15 protein-coding genes are annotated in these 21,887 nt (G+C 40.1%); 14 read left to right on the forward strand and 1 reads right to left on the reverse strand.

The annotated features are described in order from the left end of the window. The first annotated feature begins 122 nt into the window (after positions 1–122). The 13 genes from sdhA to kdsB all read left to right on the forward strand — a co-directional run bounded on the left by sdhA (position 123) and on the right by kdsB (position 19,746). Complete coding sequence (gene sdhA, locus HCZ91_RS05555) at positions 123–1,973, forward strand: succinate dehydrogenase flavoprotein subunit (protein ID WP_057757857.1); 1,851 nt, start codon at positions 123–125, stop codon at positions 1,971–1,973. 223 nt (positions 1,974–2,196) lie between these two features. Then, positions 2,197–2,907: a succinate dehydrogenase iron-sulfur subunit gene (locus tag HCZ91_RS05560; protein ID WP_055123743.1), complete on the forward strand. Its 711-nt coding sequence runs from the start codon at positions 2,197–2,199 to the stop codon at positions 2,905–2,907. Positions 2,908–3,820: 913 nt separating this feature from the next. Then, positions 3,821–6,697, forward strand: a complete 2,877-nt coding sequence (locus HCZ91_RS05565; RefSeq protein ID WP_102091387.1) for a 2-oxoglutarate dehydrogenase E1 component — start codon at positions 3,821–3,823, stop codon at positions 6,695–6,697. A gap of 154 nt (positions 6,698–6,851) precedes the next feature. Next, the gene (odhB, locus tag HCZ91_RS05570; protein ID WP_179798601.1) at positions 6,852–8,087 is read left to right on the forward strand and encodes a 2-oxoglutarate dehydrogenase complex dihydrolipoyllysine-residue succinyltransferase; all 1,236 of its coding nucleotides are present in this window, start codon (positions 6,852–6,854) and stop codon (positions 8,085–8,087) included. A 261-nt stretch (positions 8,088–8,348) separates the two neighbouring features. Continuing rightward, on the forward strand, positions 8,349–9,803 hold the full coding sequence (gene lpdA, locus HCZ91_RS05575; protein WP_179798602.1) for a dihydrolipoyl dehydrogenase: 1,455 nt from the start codon (positions 8,349–8,351) through the stop codon (positions 9,801–9,803). A 158-nt stretch (positions 9,804–9,961) separates the two neighbouring features. Then, a complete protein-coding gene (sucC, locus tag HCZ91_RS05580) occupies positions 9,962–11,128 on the forward strand; it encodes an ADP-forming succinate--CoA ligase subunit beta (protein WP_179798603.1) in 1,167 nt (388 codons plus the stop codon). A 149-nt stretch (positions 11,129–11,277) separates the two neighbouring features. Continuing rightward, positions 11,278–12,153, forward strand: coding sequence for a succinate--CoA ligase subunit alpha (sucD, locus tag HCZ91_RS05585; protein ID WP_179798604.1), 876 nt, complete (start codon positions 11,278–11,280; stop codon positions 12,151–12,153). Between the two features lie 96 nt (positions 12,154–12,249). Continuing rightward, positions 12,250–13,311 (forward strand): UDP-glucose 4-epimerase GalE, encoded by a 1,062-nt coding sequence (galE, locus tag HCZ91_RS05590; protein ID WP_179798605.1) that lies wholly within the window; start codon positions 12,250–12,252, stop codon positions 13,309–13,311. Between the two features lie 46 nt (positions 13,312–13,357). Next, positions 13,358–14,095 carry a hypothetical protein gene (locus HCZ91_RS05595; protein ID WP_179798606.1) on the forward strand — a complete coding sequence of 246 codons (738 nt, stop codon included), beginning with the start codon at positions 13,358–13,360 and terminating at the stop codon, positions 14,093–14,095. 92 nt (positions 14,096–14,187) lie between these two features. Further along, on the forward strand, positions 14,188–16,533 hold the full coding sequence (locus tag HCZ91_RS05600; RefSeq protein WP_179798607.1) for a glycosyltransferase: 2,346 nt from the start codon (positions 14,188–14,190) through the stop codon (positions 16,531–16,533). 77 nt (positions 16,534–16,610) lie between these two features. Then, on the forward strand, positions 16,611–17,573 hold the full coding sequence (locus tag HCZ91_RS05605; RefSeq protein ID WP_179798608.1) for a KpsF/GutQ family sugar-phosphate isomerase: 963 nt from the start codon (positions 16,611–16,613) through the stop codon (positions 17,571–17,573). Between the two features lie 36 nt (positions 17,574–17,609). After that, positions 17,610–18,449, forward strand: coding sequence for a 3-deoxy-8-phosphooctulonate synthase (gene kdsA, locus HCZ91_RS05610; RefSeq protein ID WP_179798609.1), 840 nt, complete (start codon positions 17,610–17,612; stop codon positions 18,447–18,449). Between the two features lie 19 nt (positions 18,450–18,468). After that, on the forward strand, positions 18,469–19,746 hold the full coding sequence (kdsB, locus tag HCZ91_RS05615; protein WP_179798610.1) for a 3-deoxy-manno-octulosonate cytidylyltransferase: 1,278 nt from the start codon (positions 18,469–18,471) through the stop codon (positions 19,744–19,746). Here kdsB and HCZ91_RS05620 read toward each other — a convergent pair. Beyond that, on the reverse strand, positions 19,725–20,615 hold the full coding sequence (locus tag HCZ91_RS05620) for a capsular polysaccharide biosynthesis protein (protein ID WP_179798611.1): 891 nt from the start codon (positions 20,613–20,615) through the stop codon (positions 19,725–19,727). The two genes, kdsB and HCZ91_RS05620, sit on opposite strands and share 22 nt — an antisense overlap. A 235-nt stretch (positions 20,616–20,850) precedes the next feature. On the opposite strand from HCZ91_RS05620, the gene galE (HCZ91_RS05625) reads away from it, so the two are divergent. Continuing rightward, positions 20,851–21,887, forward strand: a 1,037-nt coding sequence (gene galE / locus HCZ91_RS05625; RefSeq protein ID WP_179798612.1) for a UDP-glucose 4-epimerase GalE, incomplete at its 3' end; no start/stop codon positions are given.

A 21,887-nucleotide genomic window follows, 5' to 3' on the forward strand; every position in this document is an offset into this window, starting at 1 on the left:
TAAGACTCTTTATTTTATAAGCGTAGAAATGGCCAAATAGTAAGCCTTTATAGCTGTAATAGAGATATCTTAAACAGTCTTTGATTTACTTTTACGCATTAACAGGCATTAGGAAAACCGTAATGGCAACTAGACAAGACAATACCATTAGTAATATCAAGACCTTAAACTACGATGCAGTTATCGTTGGTGGCGGCGGCTCAGGTATGCGTGCTTCATTGCATTTAGCGGAAGCAGGCATGAAGGTTGCAGTCCTTACCAAAGTATTCCCAACGCGTTCGCACACAGTTGCCGCTCAGGGTGGTATCGGTGCAAGTTTAGGCAACATGAGCAATGACAACTGGCACTTTCACTTCTATGATACCGTTAAAGGATCAGATTGGTTGGGTGACCAAGACGCTATCGAATATATGTGTCGTGAGGCGCCAAAAGTAGTCTATGAGCTTGAGCACATGGGCATGCCGTTTGACCGTAACGAAGACGGTACGATTTATCAGCGTCCGTTCGGTGGTCACACGTCTAACTATGGCGAAAAAGCAGTACAACGTGCTTGTGCCGCTGCTGACCGTACAGGTCACGCACTATTACATACGCTATATCAGAAAAACCTAGAGCAGGGTACTGAGTTCTTTATCGAGTGGATCGCTCTTGATTTGATCAAAGACGAAGCTGGTAACATCAACGGTGTCGTCGCGCTTGAGCAAGAGACTGGTACGATTGCAGTATTCCAGTCACCAATTACTGTCCTAGCGACGGGTGGTGCTGGTCGTATCTTCGCAGCTTCTACCAATGCTTATATCAATACTGGTGACGGTATTGGCATGGCAGTACGTGCTGGTATACCGTTGCAGGATATGGAGTTCTGGCAGTTCCACCCAACTGGTGTTCATGGTGCTGGTGTACTATTGACTGAAGGTTGCCGCGGTGAAGGCGCTATCTTGCGTAACAAAGATGGTGAAGCGTTCATGGAGCGTTATGCACCAACCGTGAAAGACTTGGCACCACGTGATCTCGTATCGCGCTCAATGGACCAAGAAATCAAAGAAGGCCGTGGTTGTGGTCCTAATGCTGATCATATCGTCATGGATATGACGCATCTAGGTGTTGAGACCATCATGAAGCGTCTACCATCAGTATTTGAGATTGGTAAAAACTTCGCCAACGTTGACATCACTAAAGAGCCAATTCCAGTAATCCCAACCATTCACTACATGATGGGCGGTATTCCAACCACTATCCATGGTCAAGTGATTGTACCGGATCTAGAAGCAGGTACTGATGAGGACGGTTTATATGCTAAAGGCAATGTGGTTAAAGGTCTTTATGCAATCGGTGAGTGTGCTTGTGTAAGTGTACATGGTGCTAACCGTCTAGGTACGAACTCTTTACTAGATCTATTGGTATTTGGCCGCGCAGCTGGTAAGCATATCGTTGATGAGTTCCATCATGCTGATCATAACTATAAGCCGCTTGATCCACGCGTCCTTGACTTTACAGTGAAGCGTTTAGACAAACTGCAACAGTCTACTGAAGGCTACAACGCGCAAGACGTGGCTGATGAGATTCGTGCTACGATGCAAAAACACGCTAGTGTATTCCGTACGCAAGCGATGATGGACGAAGGCGTTGAGAAAATTTTAGCGCTAGGTGAAAAGATCGACAAGATCCATCTTGGCGATAAATCACAAGTGTTCAACACAGCGCGTATTGAAGCATTCGAAGTTGCTAACTTGTATGAAGTAGCAAAAGCGACAATGATATCTGCAGCGAAGCGTCATGAGAGCCGCGGCGCGCACAGTGTATCCGATTATGATCGTCCAGAAGATGATGATTACGCACCTAACGGCCGTAATGACCACGATTGGATGAAGCATACTTTATGGTACTCTGAAGGCAATCGCATCATTTATAAGCCAGTACGTAAAGTGCCATTAACCGTTGATTATATCGAACCAAAAGTCCGCGTCTACTAATTCTAGACTGCATACTTTATATATAGTTGATAGATAACAGCAGTGTTAACGTTTTATCCCTTATTAATTTATTAAAAAGGTGACCGCCAGCTACATGCTCATGCCAGCGTTACTACGCTATTAATTGGTATCCGATACTGGTTATCAGTACTGATTAATAGCTAGCGCAAATATGTTGCAATCTTTGTATGCCCGCCATCACCTACGTGTGGAGTTTAGCATTATGAGCCGAGGTACTCGCACCATCGAAATCTATCGCTACGATCCTGATCTGGACGCAGCGCCACGCATGCAAACTTATACGATTGAGCTACTTGATTCAGATCGTATGTTGCTTGACGTACTATTACGCCTAAAGAAAGAAGATGAAACGCTTACTTTCCGTCGCTCTTGCCGTGAAGGTATTTGTGGCTCTGACGGCATGAACATTAATGGTAAAAACGGTTTGGCATGTCTAATCAACATGAACACGCTACCAGAAAAAGTAACGGTTCGTCCGCTACCTGGTTTGCCAGTGGTTCGTGATTTGGTTGTCGATATGAACCAGTTCTATGAGCAGTATGAAAAAGTGCATCCGTACTTAATCAATGATCAGCCAGCACCGCCAACTGAGCGTTTACAGTCACCTGAACAGCGTGAAAAACTGAACGGTCTATACGAATGTATCCTATGTGCTTGTTGTTCAACCAGTTGCCCATCTTTCTGGTGGAACCCTGATAAGTTCCTAGGTCCATCAGCATTACTGCATGCTTATCGCTTCGTTGCTGATAGTCGTGACGGTGATACTCAAGCACGTTTAGCTCGCTTAGACGATCCGTTTAGCTTGTTCCGTTGCCGCGGTATCATGAACTGTGTATCAGTTTGTCCAAAAGGCTTGAATCCAACCAAAGCGATCGGTCACTTACGTAATATGTTGATTGACCAAGCTGGTTAAGCATAAGTAATTGATCTTTATAGTTACTATACAAAAAACACCACCTATATATTAGGTGGTGTTTTTGTTAGTTAAAAAGCTGATATATAGATTTATCACTGTTTATAGCTAACTTGTTATTTAAAAATATGGTGAATTTAGCCTATTGAAAAATAGGTATTAAATGATTTAAGAGTAAAACTGTATGGTCAATACGTTGGTTGTATGTAAGAAGAAATAATATATAGACAATCACCCTATATAATCGAATATAGACATAGTCGAATTTTGGTATAATTGCTTTGGTATTTAATGAGATGGTTAAAGTGTCTTTTTTAGCGCTTAATATGTATTGTTTAAACACATTATGACATTATCGGGCTAAAATACTATGCGCACAATGATTATGCGTTTATAATTGATGATAGATATTCATTACATAAATACCTAGTATTGAATAAACAAACTATGTCGAAAAAAATGGGCATGATAATCTATACAGCAATGTATGTCTGTCTGAAAAGGCAGAATTTATCAGCAAATTTAGGGTAATTCAGCATCAATAACCAGTTTATAGGTTAGCTGAAAATATAATTATCTATTAATAGCTTATCATTAATGGATTGGTTATGACTCAAAGAAGTATATATAAATTAATGTTGTGAAACGAGCTAGATAAGAAAACTGAGCGTTCACAAATAGTTTTGTTTTTAGACGGGTATTGCAATAAGACTTGTTACCACTATTTAGCATCACTTGCTCTTGTAGACAATGACAGCAACATTCTATGGTGATGGCAATACTTAGGGATAAAAGTGTTTTATCGAATAGTATTTAACAGGATATGACACATTGTCTAACTACCTGAGCATACAACGACTGACACAATAATAAGCACGATTCCATTCATTTATCTATCAAATAGACGATTATTATGAATAGTATAACCAAAGAAAAATCTGGCCAAGTACATACTGAACTGGCTGCCGATAACGCCAACTATATAGAAGCTCTCTACGAGCAATACCTAACAGACCCTGATAGTGTTGATACTGACTGGCAAACGTACTTTGAACAGTATAAGTCGCAGAACGATGCTCAGCATAACGCCATCAAAGATCAGTTCTTACTACTTGCTCGTAATCAAACGGCAAATAAGAGTAGCAGTACTGATACCGACTCTAGCAGCTCTGCCAACTGTGATCCTAAGCAGATGGGCGTACAGCAACTAATCTCAGCATATCGTCGTCGCGGTCATCGCCGTGCTAAGCTTGATCCTCTAGATTTGCATCCACGTGCAGCAGTAGAAGATTTGACGCTTGCTTATCATAACTTGTCAGAAGCTGATCTCGATACCGTATTCCCAACCAATGATTTAGTCATCGGTAAAGATGAAGCGACATTGCGCGAAATCATCGAAATCATGGAACGTGTTTACTGTGGCCATATCGGTGTCGAGTATATGCACGTTACCACCAGTACAGAAAAACGCTGGATGGAAGAATACCTAGAAACCAATCTAGGCTATATCAAATTCGATAAAGAAAAACGTCTGTCTATCCTTGAGCGCTTAACCGCTGCTGAAGGTCTAGAAAAATACCTTGCTCGTAAATATACGGGTGTTAAGCGTTTTGGTTTGGAAGGGGGCGAGAGCTTCATTCCTGCTATCAATGAAATCATTCAACGTGCTGGTGGATATGGCACAAAAGAAATGGTCATTGGTATGGCTCACCGTGGTCGCCTAAACCTACTAGTTAATATCTTAGGTAAAAACCCTGCAGACTTGTTTGATGAGTTTGATGGTAAAGTGCAGCCAGAAAAAGGCTCAGGTGATGTTAAATATCACAATGGTTTTTCATCTAACGTGATGACACCAGGTGGCGAAGCGCATTTGGCTTTAGCATTTAACCCATCGCATCTTGAAATTGTCGCGCCAGTACTACAAGGTTCAGTACGTGCCCGTCAAGTACGTCGTAACGATCAGCCATTACTAGACAATACTGGTGGTAATTCAGTATTACCTATCGTGATTCATGGTGATGCTGCTTTTGCTGGTCAAGGTGTGGTCCAAGAAACCTTTCAAATGTCACAGACCCGTGCTTATACCACTGGCGGTACTGTGCATATCGTGATCAACAACCAAGTTGGCTTTACTACTAGTCGTCAAGAAGATGTTCGTTCAACTGAATATTGTACTGACGTTGCCAAAATGGTTCATGCTCCTATCCTACATGTGAACGGTGATGATCCTGAAGCAGTCGTATTTGCCGCTCAGTTAGCATTAGATTATCGTCATAAGTTTGACAAAGACATCATCATTGATTTGTTCTGCTATCGTCGTAATGGCCATAACGAAGCAGATGAGCCATCTGCAACTCAGCCATTGATGTATGCTGTTATTAAGAAGCTTCCGACTACTCGTACTCTGTATGCGCAAAAACTTATCGCAGAAGGTATCTTGAATGCCGAAGAAGAGAAACAGTACGAAGATGATTATCGTGAGTCGTTAGACCGTGGTGATTATGTTGTCAGCTCATTGGTTCAAGAGCCTAACGAACAGTTATTTGTAGATTGGAAACCTTATCTAGGTCATGACTTGGTCGATGACTGGGATACCAGTGTTGATATTGAAAAGCTTAAAGGCTATGGCCGCCGTATGGCCGAAATGCCAGAAGGTTATAAGTTACAACGTCAGGTTCAAAAAGTCGTTGAGCAGCGTCTAGCGATGCAAACGGGCGAAGAGCCTCTTAACTGGGGTGCAGCTGAGACATTGGCTTATGCATCATTGGTTGATAACGATGGCGTATTAGTACGTATTACTGGTGAAGATGTAGGCCGTGGTACTTTCTCACATCGCCACAGTGAAATATACAATGTCAATGATGGCAGCATGTATGTACCGTTGTCTCATTTAAGTGAGAACCAAGCACGCTTTGCTACTTATAACTCATTGTTGTCAGAAGAAGCGGTACTAGCCTTTGAATATGGTTATGCGACCACAGTACCGAACGCATTGATCGTTTGGGAAGCACAATTTGGTGATTTCGTTAACGGTGCTCAGGTTGTGATTGACCAGTTCATCTCAAGCGGTGAGACCAAATGGCAGCGTGTTTGTGGTTTAACGATGTTGTTACCACATGGTTTCGAAGGTCAAGGTCCTGAGCATTCATCTGCACGTCTAGAGCGTTTCTTACAGTTATGTGCTGAAGACAATATGCAGGTCATTACTCCAACGACTCCTGCGCAAATTTATCATGCATTACGTCGTCAGGCAGTACGTCCTATTCGTAAGCCACTGATCGTTATGTCACCAAAGAGCTTATTACGTCATAAGCTAGCGACTTCTAACCTAGAAGAGCTTGCTAATGGTAAGTTTGAGACGGTATTGCCAGAGATGGACGATCACAACGCAGATAAAGTGACCCGTATGGTTCTGTGTGGTGGTAAGGTTTATTATGATTTGTTAGAGCAGCGCCGTGCATTAGGTCTTGATCATGTGGCTATCGTTCGTATTGAGCAATTGTATCCATTGCCAGAGACTCGCTTAATCGCTGAAATCGAAAAATACAGCAACCTAACTGAAATCGTATGGACGCAAGAAGAGCCATTGAACCAAGGCGCTTGGTACTACTTAGCACCGCATATGTTCCGTATTGTCGTACCGCATCCAACCAAAGCAAAAGTCATGGAGCCAGTAGCACGTCCTCCTAGTGCAGCCCCTGCAACAGGATCACCGAAACTGCATGCTCAACAACAGCAAGCACTTATTGCTGGTGGCCTTGGCATAAGTGTTGATGAATTAGCTCAGTAATACCTTGTCTAATCAAAGATTATAGAAGATAAATGAATCAGGCGATGACAGTCAGTGTTTTTTAATAAAATATAAGCAAAGTTATTAAAAGATTACCGGCTGCCTATCACGACTTAATAATAAGTATGAATATCCAAATCTAAGGAGTATATCGATGGCTGACATCAAAGCCCCCGTTTTTCCAGAATCGGTTGCCGATGGCACAATCGTTGAGTGGCATGTCACTGAAGGTCAACAAGTTAATCGTGATGACCTATTGGCTGAAATTGAAACTGATAAAGTTGTATTAGAAGTTGTGGCACCTGATGATGGTGTATTGACCAAAATCGTAAAGCAAGTTGACGATACTGTATTGTCTGATGAGCTTATCGCTCAGTTTGAAGCTGGTGCTAGCGCAGAAGAAGCGCCAGCAGTAGATCCAGACCAACCAGCTGCGCCAGTTCAAACAAAACAAGCTGCTGATGGTGGCGAGCCTGTTCAAGCAACAGATAAGAAAGGCGAAGCTGATCATAAAGATCAAAGCCCAGCAGTTCGTAAAGCAGCAAAAGAGTCAGGCGTAGATCCTAAAGAAGTTGAAGGTAGTGGCCGCGGTGGTCGTGTAACCAAAACTGATATGGCTAACCCAACATTGAAATCAGACAGCAGCATTAAGTCTGATAGCGGCCGTCCTGTTGCTGAATCAATGGGTGAGCGTACTGAAAAACGTGTTCCAATGACTCGTCTTCGTAAGCGTGTTGCTGAGCGTCTATTATCAGCATCACAAGATACAGCGATGTTGACGACGTTTAACGAAGTGAACATGAAGCCATTGATGGATATGCGCGCTAAGTACAAAGAGAAGTTTGAAAAACGTCATGGCGTACGTTTAGGCTTTATGTCGTTATTCGTAAAAGCAGCGACAGAAGCGCTAAAACGCTTCCCAGCAGTAAACGCTTCACTAGATGGCGATGACATTGTTTATCACGGTTTTTATGATATCGGTGTAGCAGTATCTTCAGATCGTGGTTTGGTTGTTCCAGTACTACGTGATACTGATCGCATGAGCATGGCTGACGTTGAAAGCACAATCCGTGAGTTTGGCGGTAAAGCACAACAAGGTAAGCTTGGTCTAGAAGACATGACTGGCGGTACGTTCACTATCTCTAACGGTGGTGTATTTGGTTCATTGATGTCAACACCTATCTTGAACCCACCACAAACTGCTATCCTAGGTATGCACGCTATCAATGACCGCCCAATGGCAGTCGATGGCAAAGTTGAAATCTTACCAATGATGTACCTAGCACTATCTTATGACCATCGTATGATTGATGGTAAAGAAGCAGTACAGTTCTTAGTAACTATCAAAGAGTTGGTCGAAGACCCTGCAATGCTACTACTAGACCTGTAAGCTTTTAAGCTTGTATTGGCAACCGCTGATACAAGCTTTTTAACTTTGGTATAGATAATGATTTTTATGAATCAGCGATCACTTAATGCGCTGGTAACTGTATTTAAATGAATTTAATAATGGTGGCTTGCTATCGATTATCGATGAGTGAGTCTATCTCATTGACATAGTGTATTAACTGTTCAGTGTAGATAACGCTGATCTATCAGCAAGATAACAACCCGTTTAAATGACACATACAATTAAAAATAGGAACGTACTATGAAAGACAATTATGATTTAGTCGTCATCGGCGGCGGTCCTGGTGGTTACGAAGCAGCTATTCGTGCAGGCCAGCTCGGTATGAGTGTTGCTTGTATCGAAAAGCGCGTTTATAAAGGCGAGCCAGCACTTGGCGGTACTTGCTTAAACGTTGGTTGTATCCCATCAAAAGCCCTACTTGATAGCTCACATCGTTACGAAGCTACTAAGCATGACCTTGACGAGCACGGTATCAGTACTGGTGACGTTGCTATCAATATCGAAAAAATGATAGAGCGTAAAGAAGGTATTGTTAAGCAGTTGACTGGTGGTGTTGCCGCGTTGCTAAAAGGCAATGGTGTTGACTGGCTACAAGGCTGGGGTACATTGGTCGACGGTAAAGGCGCTGACAAAAAAGTCAAATTTACTGCTCTAGAAGACGAAAGCGAAACGACGATCACTGCTAAGAATGTCATTCTTGCGGCAGGTTCTGTGCCTATCGAGATTCCTGTTGCCAAAACTGACGGTGACCGCATTGTTGATTCAACTGGCGCACTTGATTTTACCGAAGTACCTAAGCGTCTAGGCGTTATTGGTGCGGGTGTTATCGGTCTTGAGCTTGGTTCAGTATGGCGTCGTCTAGGTGCAGAAGTAGTGGTATATGAAGCACTTCCTAGCTTCTTAGCTGCTGCTGACAAAGACATCTCAAAAGAAGCTGGCAAAATGCTGAAGAAGCAAGGTCTTGATATCCGTGTCGATACCAAAGTAACCAATGCTGAAGTACAAGGTGACCAAGTTGTCGTCACTAGCGAAAGCAAAGGCGAGTCTTCTGAAGAGAGCTTTGATAAGCTAATCGTTTGTGTTGGTCGTCGCGCTTATTCTGAGAAACTGCTTGGCGATGACAGCGGTATCACGTTGACTGAACGTGGCCTTATCGATGTTAATGACCAATGCAAAACCAATCTTGATGGCGTTTATGCTATCGGTGATTTGGTCCGTGGTCCTATGCTTGCGCATAAAGCTATGGAAGAGGGCATGATGGCTGTTGAGCGTATTCATGGCGAAAAACCTCAAGTTAACTATGACACTATCATCAATGTCATTTATACTCACCCAGAAATCGCATGGGTAGGTTTGACTGAGCAAGAAGCTGAAGAAGCTGGCTATGAAGTTAAAACAGGCTCTTTCAACTTAGCTGCTAACGGTCGTGCATTAGCGCAAAGCGAAGCGCAAGGTTCTGTGAAAGTAGTTGCTGATGCGAAAACAGATCGTCTATTAGGTATGCATGCTATCTCTGCTGGTGCTGGCGATATCGTTCATCAAGGTATGATCGCGATGGAATTTGTTTCTAGCATTGAAGACTTGCAGTTGATGACATTTGCTCATCCAACTATTTCAGAAGCAGTGCATGAAGCTGCTCTATCTGCAGATGGCCGTGCTATTCACGCTATCCAGCGCAAAAAGCGTAAGAAATAAGTAGTCGCTCGTTTAGTTATTATCGATTTACAACCTGATTGGGGTATCGCTATTTTGGTGATGCCACAATCATGAGTGCGTCAGACGTATGATTAATATGTGTATGTGCGCACTTGATTTCACTTTTTATTAATTGTAAAAAATAAAGGATACAATCAATGAATTTACATGAGTATCAAGCAAAAGAGCTATTAAAAAGCTACGGTTTGCCAATTCAAGAAGGCATCATCGCTCATAACGGCGAAGAAGCTGCTGCAGCTTTTGATAAAACCCCAACTGACATTGCGGTCATCAAAGCGCAAGTACATGCTGGTGGTCGCGGTAAAGCTGGTGGTGTAAAGCTGGTTAAAACTCGTGAAGAAGCTAAGCAAGTTGCTGAAGATTTGATCGGTACTAACCTAGTAACGTTCCAAACTGATGCTGATGGTCAGCCAGTAAACTTCGTATTGGTTGCAGAAGATATGTACCCAGTACAAACTGAGCTATATCTTGGTGCAGTAGTTGATCGTGCGACTCGTCGTGTAACTTTCATGGCATCTACCGAAGGTGGTGTAGATATTGAAGAAGTAGCAAACGAGACACCAGAAAAAATCTTTAAAGTACACGTTGATCCTTTAGTTGGTTTAATGCCTTTCCAAGCGCGCGACGTTGCGTTCAAACTTGGTCTAGAAGGCAAGCAAATCAACCAGTTCGTTAAATTGATGACTGGCGCTTATAAAGCATTTGTTGAAAACGACTTTGCTCTAATGGAAATCAACCCATTAGCTGTTCGTGAAAATGGCGAAATCGTTTGTGTTGATGGCAAAATCGGTATCGACTCAAACGCACTATATCGTCTGCCAAAAATCGCAGCACTACAAGACAAGACTCAAGAAAACGAGCGTGAGCTTAAAGCTGCTGAATTTGACCTAAACTATGTTGCTCTAGAAGGCAACATCGGTTGTATGGTTAACGGTGCTGGCCTTGCTATGGCGACCATGGACATCATCAAATTGTACGGCGGCAAGCCTGCTAACTTCTTGGACGTTGGCGGCGGCGCAACTAAAGATCGCGTTGTTGAAGCGTTCAAAATCATCCTAGAAGACAGCAGTGTTGAAGGCGTTCTAATCAACATCTTCGGCGGTATCGTACGTTGTGACATGATTGCAGAAGCTATTATCGCTGCTATCAAAGAAGTTGACGTACAAGTACCAGTTGTTGTTCGTTTAGAAGGTAACAACGCTGAGCTAGGCGCACAAATCCTAGAAGAGTCTGGTCTGAAATTGATTTCAGCTCAAGGTTTATCTGACGCGGCTCAAAAAATTGTCGATGCTGTTAAAGCGTAAGTCTTTACACATAAGTGTTTAGAGATAAACGCTTAAGCATAGTAGTCAAATCGTAGCAGTGGTTTTATAGCAAAGATTGGTTATCAAAATTTGATAATGATGGTTATAGAGACCGCTGTTACAAGACAACCGAATACAAGGAAAATATAATGAGTGTATTAATCGATAAAGATACCAAAGTATTGGTACAAGGTTTTACTGGTAAAAATGGTACGTTCCATTCTGAACAAGCCATTGAATATGGTACAAAAGTAGTTGGTGGTGTGACTCCAGGTAAAGGCGGTCAAACGCACCTAGGCTTACCAGTGTTCAACACTATGGCGGAAGCCATGGAAGCGACTCAAGCTGACGCTTCTGTTATCTACGTACCAGCACCATTTGTACTAGACTCTATCGTTGAAGCAATCGATGCTGGTGTTAAGTTGATCGTTGTGATCACTGAAGGCGTACCGACTATCGATATGCTAAAAGCAAAACGCTATCTTGAAGAAGCTGGCGATGTGCGTTTGGTTGGTCCTAACTGCCCAGGCGTTATCACTCCAGGTCAGTGCAAAATCGGTATCATGCCAGGCCATATCCATCAGCCAGGTAAAGTGGGCATCATCTCACGTTCTGGTACATTGACTTATGAAGCCGTAGCTCAGACGACTAAGCTTGGTTTTGGTCAGTCAACTTGTATCGGTATCGGTGGTGATCCTATTCCTGGTATGAACCAGATTGACGCATTGAAGCTATTTGAAGCTGATCCACAAACTGAAGCTATCATCCTAATCGGTGAAATCGGTGGTACTGCTGAAGAAGAAGCTGCTGCTTATATCAAAGACCATGTGACTAAACCAGTTATTGGTTATATCGCTGGTGTTACGGCTCCTGAAGGCAAGCGTATGGGTCATGCTGGCGCTATCATCTCTGGTGGTCAAGGTACTGCTGAAGAGAAATTTAAGGCATTTGAAGATGCTGGTATCGCGTATACACGTGACCCATCTAAGCTTGGCGAGAAACTAAAAGAAGTTACAGGTTGGTAAGATAGACATAAGTCTATCAGGTAACTACTAAATCTACATTGAAATATGATAAAGACACCCCTACAATGGGGTGTCTTTTTTGTACCTGAAAGTATTATGAAAAATAAAATATTAGTTACTGGTGGTGCTGGATATATCGGTTCGCATACTTGTATAGCACTACATGAAGCAGGCTATGATATTGTTGTATACGATAACTTATCTAATAGTAGCCGTGAGGCGATTAACCGTGTCTCTACTCTCATTGGACAGACAGTTGATTTTATAGAAGGGGATATACGAGATCCTGAGTTACTCAGAGAGGTCTTTGCTTCGCATGAATTTTTTGGCGTGATTCATTTTGCTGGATTAAAAGCAGTTGGAGAGTCAGTAGCAAAGCCATTGCTGTATTATAATAACAATGTCAGCGGTACCATTACCTTATTAGAAGTTATGGCAGAATATAACGTTAAGAATTTAGTTTTTTCATCATCTGCCACTGTCTATGGTGATCCTGAATCCTTACCCATCGATGAGAGCTCGAAGCGCTCTTGTACCAATCCTTATGGTCAGAGCAAGCTGACAGTTGAACATATCTTGGAAGACCTAGCTGTGCCTGATGACAGCTGGAACCTGATAGCTCTCAGATATTTTAATCCAGTAGGCGCGCATCCATCAGGACAGATTGGTGAAGACCCCAATGATATTCCTAACAACTTGATGCCTTATATTTCTCAAGTGGCCGTGGGCAAACTTGATAAGCTTAGCATCTTTGGTAATGACTATCCTACTGTCGATGGAACAGGTGTCCGTGACTTTATTCATGTTACTGACTTAGCTCAAGGTCATGTGACTGCCCTCGGTTATTTAGAGGAACAAACCAGACCAAACGAAAGTGGTACGACACAACAATACTCAGTAGGCTTTTTACCTATTAACTTAGGTACTGGTAAAGGTACGTCTGTATTAGAATTGGTATCTGCATTTTCTGATGTATCTGGACAAGCTATTCCCTATCAGTTTACAGGTCGTCGAGCAGGTGATATTGCGAGTTGTTATGCCAGTGCCGATAAAGCAAAAACGTTGTTAGAATGGCAAGCCGAATTATCGATTGCTGATATGTGTCAAGATACATGGCGTTGGCAGAGCATGAACCCGAATGGATACATAGATACATAGCGTATACTTTTTGATTTTGATAATATTTTTACTAAGTGAGTTTAGTATGAAAATCGTTACTTTTGGATCGTGTTTATCTAGATACACTGCTGATACATTTATAGATATGTTCGGTGGTAGTTTGGTTAGTTGCAGTCATCATAATAGAATTGATAGGTTTGTCAAAACTTATCTGAAAAAGACTATGCCGGAGTTACCTTATGAATACATAGAATCCTTAAATTTATCAGAATCTAATATGCAATATATTAAGAATCAATATTCGGGCATAGGTCTAGGTAAGCACTTATTGTCTGATGGATTAGACTTTTTCGATTCTGTGCAAGGTGCGGATATAATTATTACAGACAATTTCGTAGACTTGTGTTCCAAGCTTCAATATAGTCATTCTTATCCTTCATCACCATTATTTTTTAATTCTAAAAATGACCGTACTGCGGATGATATTTTTTACTTAGAAAAAGATTATCTTCCAGTATCTGATGCCATAAAGAATTGGGAGTATTTTGGACATTATCTGTATAAAGTTGCGCCTAGCGCGAGAGTATTCTTTATTAATTTTCCTTATGATCATAGTCCTAATGCTGAAATATCAAAAAGGTCTAGGCATTTTTCTGAAAATTTTATATCAACCAAGTTCGATATAATTCCAAATATTAATGTGCCAATTCGATATAAACTAAAACATACTAACTCCCATTTCGCAGATGACTACTACGCAATGATAGCAGGAATCTTGAATTTTAGATTAATGGGCTTAAACCTAACAACTTCTGTAAAGTAGTGGTCTTTAGTAAGTTTTTTATGTGATTTTCTTGTTAAAGATAGACTTAGGCTTTAAAGTTACTTAATTGAAAACAATTTGTAGGTAAATAAATGAATGATATAAAGTTAAGTGTAATATTCCCTGTACGTGTTTCTAATAATAGGCAGTACATTCTTGAAAACATAAAAAGAATCTTATCTCTTAATGTCAATAGCAGTGAAATTGAATATTTATTAGTAGATTCTGGTAGTACATCCTTTTTTTCTAGAAAAATACAGAGTATTTGTAAAAATCATAATACTCGTTATATTTTTCAAGATACAAGAAGTCAGACGTTTTCTATAGGAAGAGCCAGAGATTATGGTGCTCAGTTAGCAACGGGCGAATGCGTAATATTCCTTGATGTAGATTTAGTGTTTGATAAAGACTTCTATAATAAAATATTAGAAGAAATTGCATGTAGGAAGATACAGAAAAACATTACTGAATATTTCTGCATTCCTTGCTTCTATATTGATGAGGAATTTTCGAAAGAATTTATTTCTGATAACGATTTAGGAAGCTCTGTAAAATATAGAAACTTACGGAATAATTATGATAACGGTGATAATAACGGTATTCAAAGTTTTGCACCAGCAACTTCTCTTTTAGTCATTAATAGGTGGCACCTATTGTCCATTGGCGGACACAGAAAAGAGTTTAGTGGTCATGGTAGTGAAGACTTTGATTTAGCACATCGACTTGCTACTTACGCAAGAAAGTATCATCGAACATACAATTATTACCTAGATAAAAAAGACTATAGCTCGGTTGATTATGAAGGTTTTAGAGCTTATTTTTCCATGGCAGGCTACTCAGTATACAATAATAACTTATTTGCTGTACATATTTGGCATCCACGACCTAAAGATAAATATCAAGTTTCTACTCATAAGAATAAAGAGTTATTACAAACTTTCATGAAAGAGTTTGATGAAGGTCGATCTAAAATAGACCCTTTGGAAGATTTATCCAGAAAAGAAAACACATTAATATTTGGCGTTCGTAAGGATACTGCTTGGCTTAGTATACGTCAACTCATTCCTCTATTAGGTAGAGTTGACTATATATCAGAAATGAAAGTAGAAATAGATGAGATTGAAAGTTTAATCGAATCTAGAGGTATTACTCGCTTCCTTTTCTGGAACCCTTATGGAAATGATAAAAGGTTGTCGATATACAAGTGGGCGAAAGAAAATAACTTCCCTTTCTATGTGTTTGAAAGAGGAGCTTTGCCTGATTCATGGTTTATAGATGAAGGATTTAATGCAGATAGTAAGTCCTATAGCTATGATAAGTGGAGCAAGGAATTAGATGAAGAAGATATAATTGATACCGAAGAATACATAAATAGCGTTATTCAGTCTGGTAGCACATTAGAAAAAAATGATAATTTTCGTGGGGATGTCATTACTAAAGAAGAGTTTGACGTTAAACATCGAGTTGGCGGTCGAAAGATTTTGTTTATCGCTTTGCAAAGACCTAGTGATAGTGTAATTAAATACTTCTCTGGTAGCGCTAATGGGTTTGAGGGATTTATTGAAACTGTTAATGATGTAGTTGAAAAGTTAAATCCACATGAATGGTTTATTGTGGTAAAAAAACACCCATTAGAAGCAGGGTTTCCATCATCTATGAAGCAAGTTGATAATATGTTGCTAGTTGATAAGGAATATCATATTCATGATTTAATAAGTATAGCAAATAAGATATTTTTGATTAATTCAGGAGTTGGCTTGCTAGCTATGTTATTTAGGAAGCCTGTAATACATATGGGTGAAGCTTTCTATAGCCATCATACTATTAATATACATGCTTCTGATTCTAAAGCTGTTGTAAAAGCTCTAGAGAGTAAGTTTCAAGTTAACGAAGATGATATTGTAAAGTTTATATATTATTTAAAAAACCATTTTTATTCTTTTGCTAAAGCTAAATATAGGAATAGGGTCGAGAAAGATGGTAGTTCTAGATCCATACTAGAGAACCTCGAATTTTATCAGATTAGAGGTATTAATAAGGATGCAGTGGATGTACAGTATAGAACTCATCCTATACCTTTGTTATCGAGAATCTATGGCCTATTTTTGCCTAGTATTATTAGAGAAAGTAAAAAGAATCCAAGTGCTTTAGCTTCTCCTGTAGATGTTATGGATAACTTAACTGGTAATAATAGTAAAAAAAAAGTTGATTCTAAGTTAACGCTAGATGTTCCAAAAGGTATTACAAATGAAAGCACTGCTATTTTGAAAGAAAAAAAACTCTATATAGTTGACAATACACTTTCTAGTTTAGATAAACGTATTAATGTTTTGATACGTAAAAGAAATAAATTTGTTAGAACTCCATATGATTTTTTTGGCGATTCTCGAAATCCTATTGTTAATAAGCTCAAGTTTTTTTATAGAAATAAAAAATAGTTATTTTAACTTATAAAAAATTAGCAGCTTATATTTAGGTTCTATTAGTTTTTTTTGAAATAAAAGAGTATCGAAGTATGTGGTTTGATGATGAAAGTAGTATTGCAGAGAGTGTTATTGACATTGAAATTGCAGCTCTCCTCTCTTTAAAGGCGGCTTTAGATAGTGGCTTTAAGAAAGCTTGTAATATCATCCTTAATTGCAAAGGACGTCTGATTATAACTGGTATGGGCAAGTCAGGTCTTGTTGGTCGTAAAATAGCTGCGACGATGGCTTCTACTGGTACCCCAGCGTTTTTTGTCCATCCTGGTGAAGCAGGTCATGGCGATCTTGGAATGATCGTAAAAGGTGATGTTGTTTTAGCTATTTCGAACTCAGGTAATAGTGATGAAATCAATGTTTTATTACCAGTTATTAAAAAGCTAGACTTACCTTTAATAAGTATCACTAAGAATTTATTAGGTAGATTAGCTCAAGAAGCAGACGTAGCTTTGACGCTTGGTGACTTTGAAGAAGCTTGTCCAATGGGGCTAGCTCCTACCTCTAGCACCACAGCCACTATGGTATTAGGTGATGCACTTGCTATTGCTTTGCTAGAAGCCCGCGGTTTTAAGTCTGATGATTTTGCCTTATCTCATCCTGCTGGTTCTCTTGGTAAGAAACTATTAACTGATGTGTCTGATATCATGAAGTCTGGTGATGAAGTTCCTGTTGTTACTGGTGATACTAGTATTATAGATGCTTTGTTTGAAATCACAGAAAAAAGATTGGGTATGACGGTGGTGGTAGATGGTGAAAATAACTATGGAGTTTTGACAGATGGTGATATACGTCGACTGCTAACGATAAACCAAGATATGAGCCAACCAATTGCTAGTGTTATGAAAACCACACCTATTACTACGACACCTAATACGAAGGCATCAGAAGCACTTAACATTATGAGACAACAGAAAGTTAACCAACTCATAGTGTTAGATAGTGATACGTTAGTCGGTGTACTTGCATTACGTGACCTAGTACAAGCTGGTATCAGTTAAATAAACACTAATATTTATAGTTTTTGAGAGTATTTAATGAAAGTTACTGAAAATATAACGGTTGGCAATGATCAACCTTTTGTACTGTTTGGCGGTATTAATGTCATCGAATCAAGAGATCTTGCCCTAAAGGTATGCGAAGCGTATGTGGAAATTACGCAAAAGCTTGGCATACCTTATGTATTTAAAGCCAGCTTCGATAAAGCCAATAGATCTTCGATCCATTCTTTCCGTGGACCAGGATTAGATGAGGGCTTAAAGATTTTACAAGAAGTAAAAGAAACTTTTGGTGTGCCCATCATCTCAGACGTACATGAAATATATCAGTGTCAGCCAGCTGCTGAAGTCATTGATATCTTACAACTGCCCGCATTTTTGGCGCGTCAAACGGATTTGGTTAAAGCATTAGCAGAGACTGGTCGTCCAATTAATATTAAAAAACCACAGTTTCTGAGCCCAGAGCAGATGAAAAACATTATCAATAAATTTCATGAAATGGGTAATGATAAACTTATGCTTTGTGAACGTGGTAGCTGTTTTGGTTACGATAATCTGGTCGTTGATATGTTGGGATTAGGCATAATGAAGCGCATTAGTAATAATGCGCCTATTATCTTTGATGTGACCCACGCACTACAAACCAGAAGCTCAGGCAGTGATGCATCAGGAGGTCGTAGAGATCAAATTATAGAGTTGGCTCGTTCAGGTATGGCTGCCGGACTTGCTGGACTGTTCTTAGAGGCGCACCCCAATCCTAGTGAAGCTAAATGCGATGGACCAAGTGCATTGCCGCTAGATAAATTAGAGCCATTTTTACAACAGATGAAGCAGGTAGATGATTTAATCAAGTCATTACCAAGCATTGATATTCAGTAAATATATAAAGGTGTATTAGATGGACTCTGTTGCTATTATTATCCCTGCACGTTATGCGTCTTCACGGTTTCCTGGTAAGCCACTTGCTGATATTTTGGGTAAACCGATGATTCAGCATGTATATGAGAAAGCTCAATCAGTCAAAAATGTTGAAGTAATAGTAGCAACCGATGATGAGAGGATACTTGAGACAGTTGCAAATTTTGACGGTAAAGGAGTACTGACTGCTTCAACTCATATTTCAGGTACTGATAGGCTCGTGGAAGTGATGAGTAAGGTAGAGGCTGACTTATATATCAATTTACAAGGTGATGAACCTTTAGTGCGTTCTGAAGATATTGAAATGTTGATTAACGCCATGCGTGGTGATGAGTCAATTGAAGTTGGAACACTTTATCACTCTATCAATGAACGCCAAGCTCAAGATCCCAATACCGTTAAAGTGGTTACATCACATAGCGGTCGTGCGTGTTACTTTAGTCGCTCTCCAATACCATTTATTCGAAACAACGATGTACAAATTAATTATAAGCAGCACGTTGGTGTATATGCCTATCGCAAGTCTGTCTTAGAACGATATGCACAATTACCTGAATCTAATGTCGAATCAGCAGAGCAATTAGAACAATTAAGATTATTAGATAGCGATATAGATATTTATGCATTTGAAGTAATGAAGACAGGGCCTGGTGTAGATACTCCTGAAGACCTTCAAAAAGTAATCGCTATTCTTCAAGGTAAACAGTCCGAGAGTGAAAAGTCTTTACTCTCCAATATCGATCTTGTTATTACTGATATTGATGGCGTATTAACAGATGGTGGAATCTACTATGACGAACATGGTGAATGTATGAAGCGCTTCCATGTGCGCGATGGTCTAGGTATAAAGCTGTTACAACAGGCAGGTATTCAAGTAGCAGTATTATCAGGTAAAGATTCAAAGCCATTAAGGAAGAGAATTGCTGATTTAGGCATTGATATCTTTATGCTAGGTATCAAAAATAAAGAAGTGGCTTGTAAGGAGATTATTCAGCGGGCAGGCACTACCAAAGTGAATACTGTGTATATCGGTGATGATACCATTGATTTACCAGCTTTCATTAGTTGTGGTGTTGCAGTGGCTGTCGCTGATGCTCCTGAATACGTCAAATCTAAGTGTGATTTAGTGCTGGAGACCAAGGGTGGTTTTGGCGCTTTACGTGAAATAGCTGATAATATCTTGATTGAGCAGGGTCACTCTAAGTTAATAGAAGATCCTGCTACATTCTTGAAAATTCATGCCAATGTGACACAGTAATCTTGTTGACTATATAGGTAACATAATAGAAAGTACTGATGTCTAATAGCTTCTGTTTTACAAAGGTTTTTATAAAAAGGTCGCCCTAATACGGTGACCTTTTTTCCTCTCAGTAATGCTTCAAATCCACCTAGTGAAGTAATCGTATAGACATGATCGATAGTCTCTAATGCATCGACCAAATGAATAGATTGGGTGAGGATCAGGCAATCTAGTTCAGTGAGCGTACGAATGATAGAGTGGTCACCTAACGTCATTGGATGTGGTTTTACAATAATTTGAGCGTCAGGATTTTCTTTAATCGCTTTATTCACGACATCGAGTAAAGTAAAGTCCTTACCGCCACCGTATTTCAGTGAGTCGTCATGAGGTACTTGGCCTAATACCAGAATACGTTCTTTATTCTTAGGACCATATATTGGTGTGACATCGACATAAGATTGATGATTGTATTTGCTCACTCTATGCGACACATAGTAGTCGAGTATCTCTTGTGCTAATACTTCATCATAGTTATCCTGCTCAAAGTCAAAATTTGCAATGAGGTCGGTCAGATCGTTTGGGCGGGTGGTATCAAAATATGGTGCTTGACTATCCATTACAATGGATAATGGTGGCGCGCTACTATCATCTTCAGGACCTGAACGGATAAAACCATCTTCTAGGAAAAAAATGTCTACACCTTGGGCGCGGACATACTCAATAAAGTAATCAGGAGCCTTATAACCCCAAATATAGATAACAGGATTTACACGCTTGATAAAAGGTTTGAGCCATCGATGAAAATAACGCTCATCAAAGTGTCGTTGTATTTGTACATGTGCCGACTCAAACACCCACTCGCCGACCATATCTCGCCAAGGTAGCATACCAACTACTAACGCCAAACGCTGTTTTGAATGGCAGGAATGTTTATAATAGCCCGATAATAGTGGTCGGATGTAAGCATTAAATTTCATGATGTGATGGACGGCTTAGGTAGATAAAAGAAGATCGGATATAAATTATTAAGACATTTATGTTCGCAATGTTTTATAGTTCCCAGTATAGTTACATTTACGAGTAAAAACGAATGCCTGCTGCGAAAAATAATGGGTCGATAGTATGAAAAATAAAATATTAGTTACTGGTGGTGCTGGATATATCGGTTCGCATACTTGTATAGCACTACATGAAGCAGGCTATGATATTGTTGTATACGATAACTTATCTAATAGTAGCCGTGAGGCGATTAACCGTGTCTCTACTCTCATTGGACAGACAGTTGATTTTATAGAAGGGGATATACGAGATCCTGAGTTACTCAGAGAGGTCTTTGCTTCGCATGAATTTTTTGGCGTGATTCATTTTGCTGGATTAAAAGCAGTTGGAGAGTCAGTAGCAAAGCCATTGCTGTATTATAATAACAATGTCAGCGGTACCATTACCTTATTAGAAGTTATGGCAGAATATAACGTTAAGAATTTAGTTTTTTCATCATCTGCCACTGTCTATGGTGATCCTGAATCCTTACCCATCGATGAGAGCTCGAAGCGCTCTTGTACCAATCCTTATGGTCAGAGCAAGCTGACAGTTGAACATATCTTGGAAGACCTAGCTGTGCCTGATGACAGCTGGAACCTGATAGCTCTCAGATATTTTAATCCAGTAGGCGCGCATCCATCAGGACAGATTGGTGAAGACCCCAATGATATTCCTAACAACTTGATGCCTTATATTTCTCAAGTGGCCGTGGGCAAACTTGATAAGCTTAGCATCTTTGGTAATGACTATCCTACTGTCGATGGAACAGGTGTCCGTGACTTTATTCATGTTACTGACTTAGCTCAAGGTCATGTGACTGCCCTCGGTTATTTAGAGGAACAAACCAGACCAAACGAAAGTGGTACGACACAACAATACTCAGTAGGCTTTTTACCTATTAACTTAGGTACTGGTAAAGGTACGTCTGTATTAGAATTGGTATCTGCATTTTCTGATGTATCTGGACAAGCTATTCCCTATCAGTTTACAGGTCGTCGAGCAGGTGATATTGCGAGTTGTTATGCCAGTGCCGATAAAGCAAAAACGTTGTTAGAATGGCAAGCCGAATTATCGATTGCTGATATGTGTCAAGATACATGGCGTTGGCAGAGCATGAA

The sequence above is a fragment of the Psychrobacter sp. BI730 genome (assembly GCF_013414195.1).
GTDB lineage: Bacteria > Pseudomonadota > Gammaproteobacteria > Pseudomonadales > Moraxellaceae > Psychrobacter.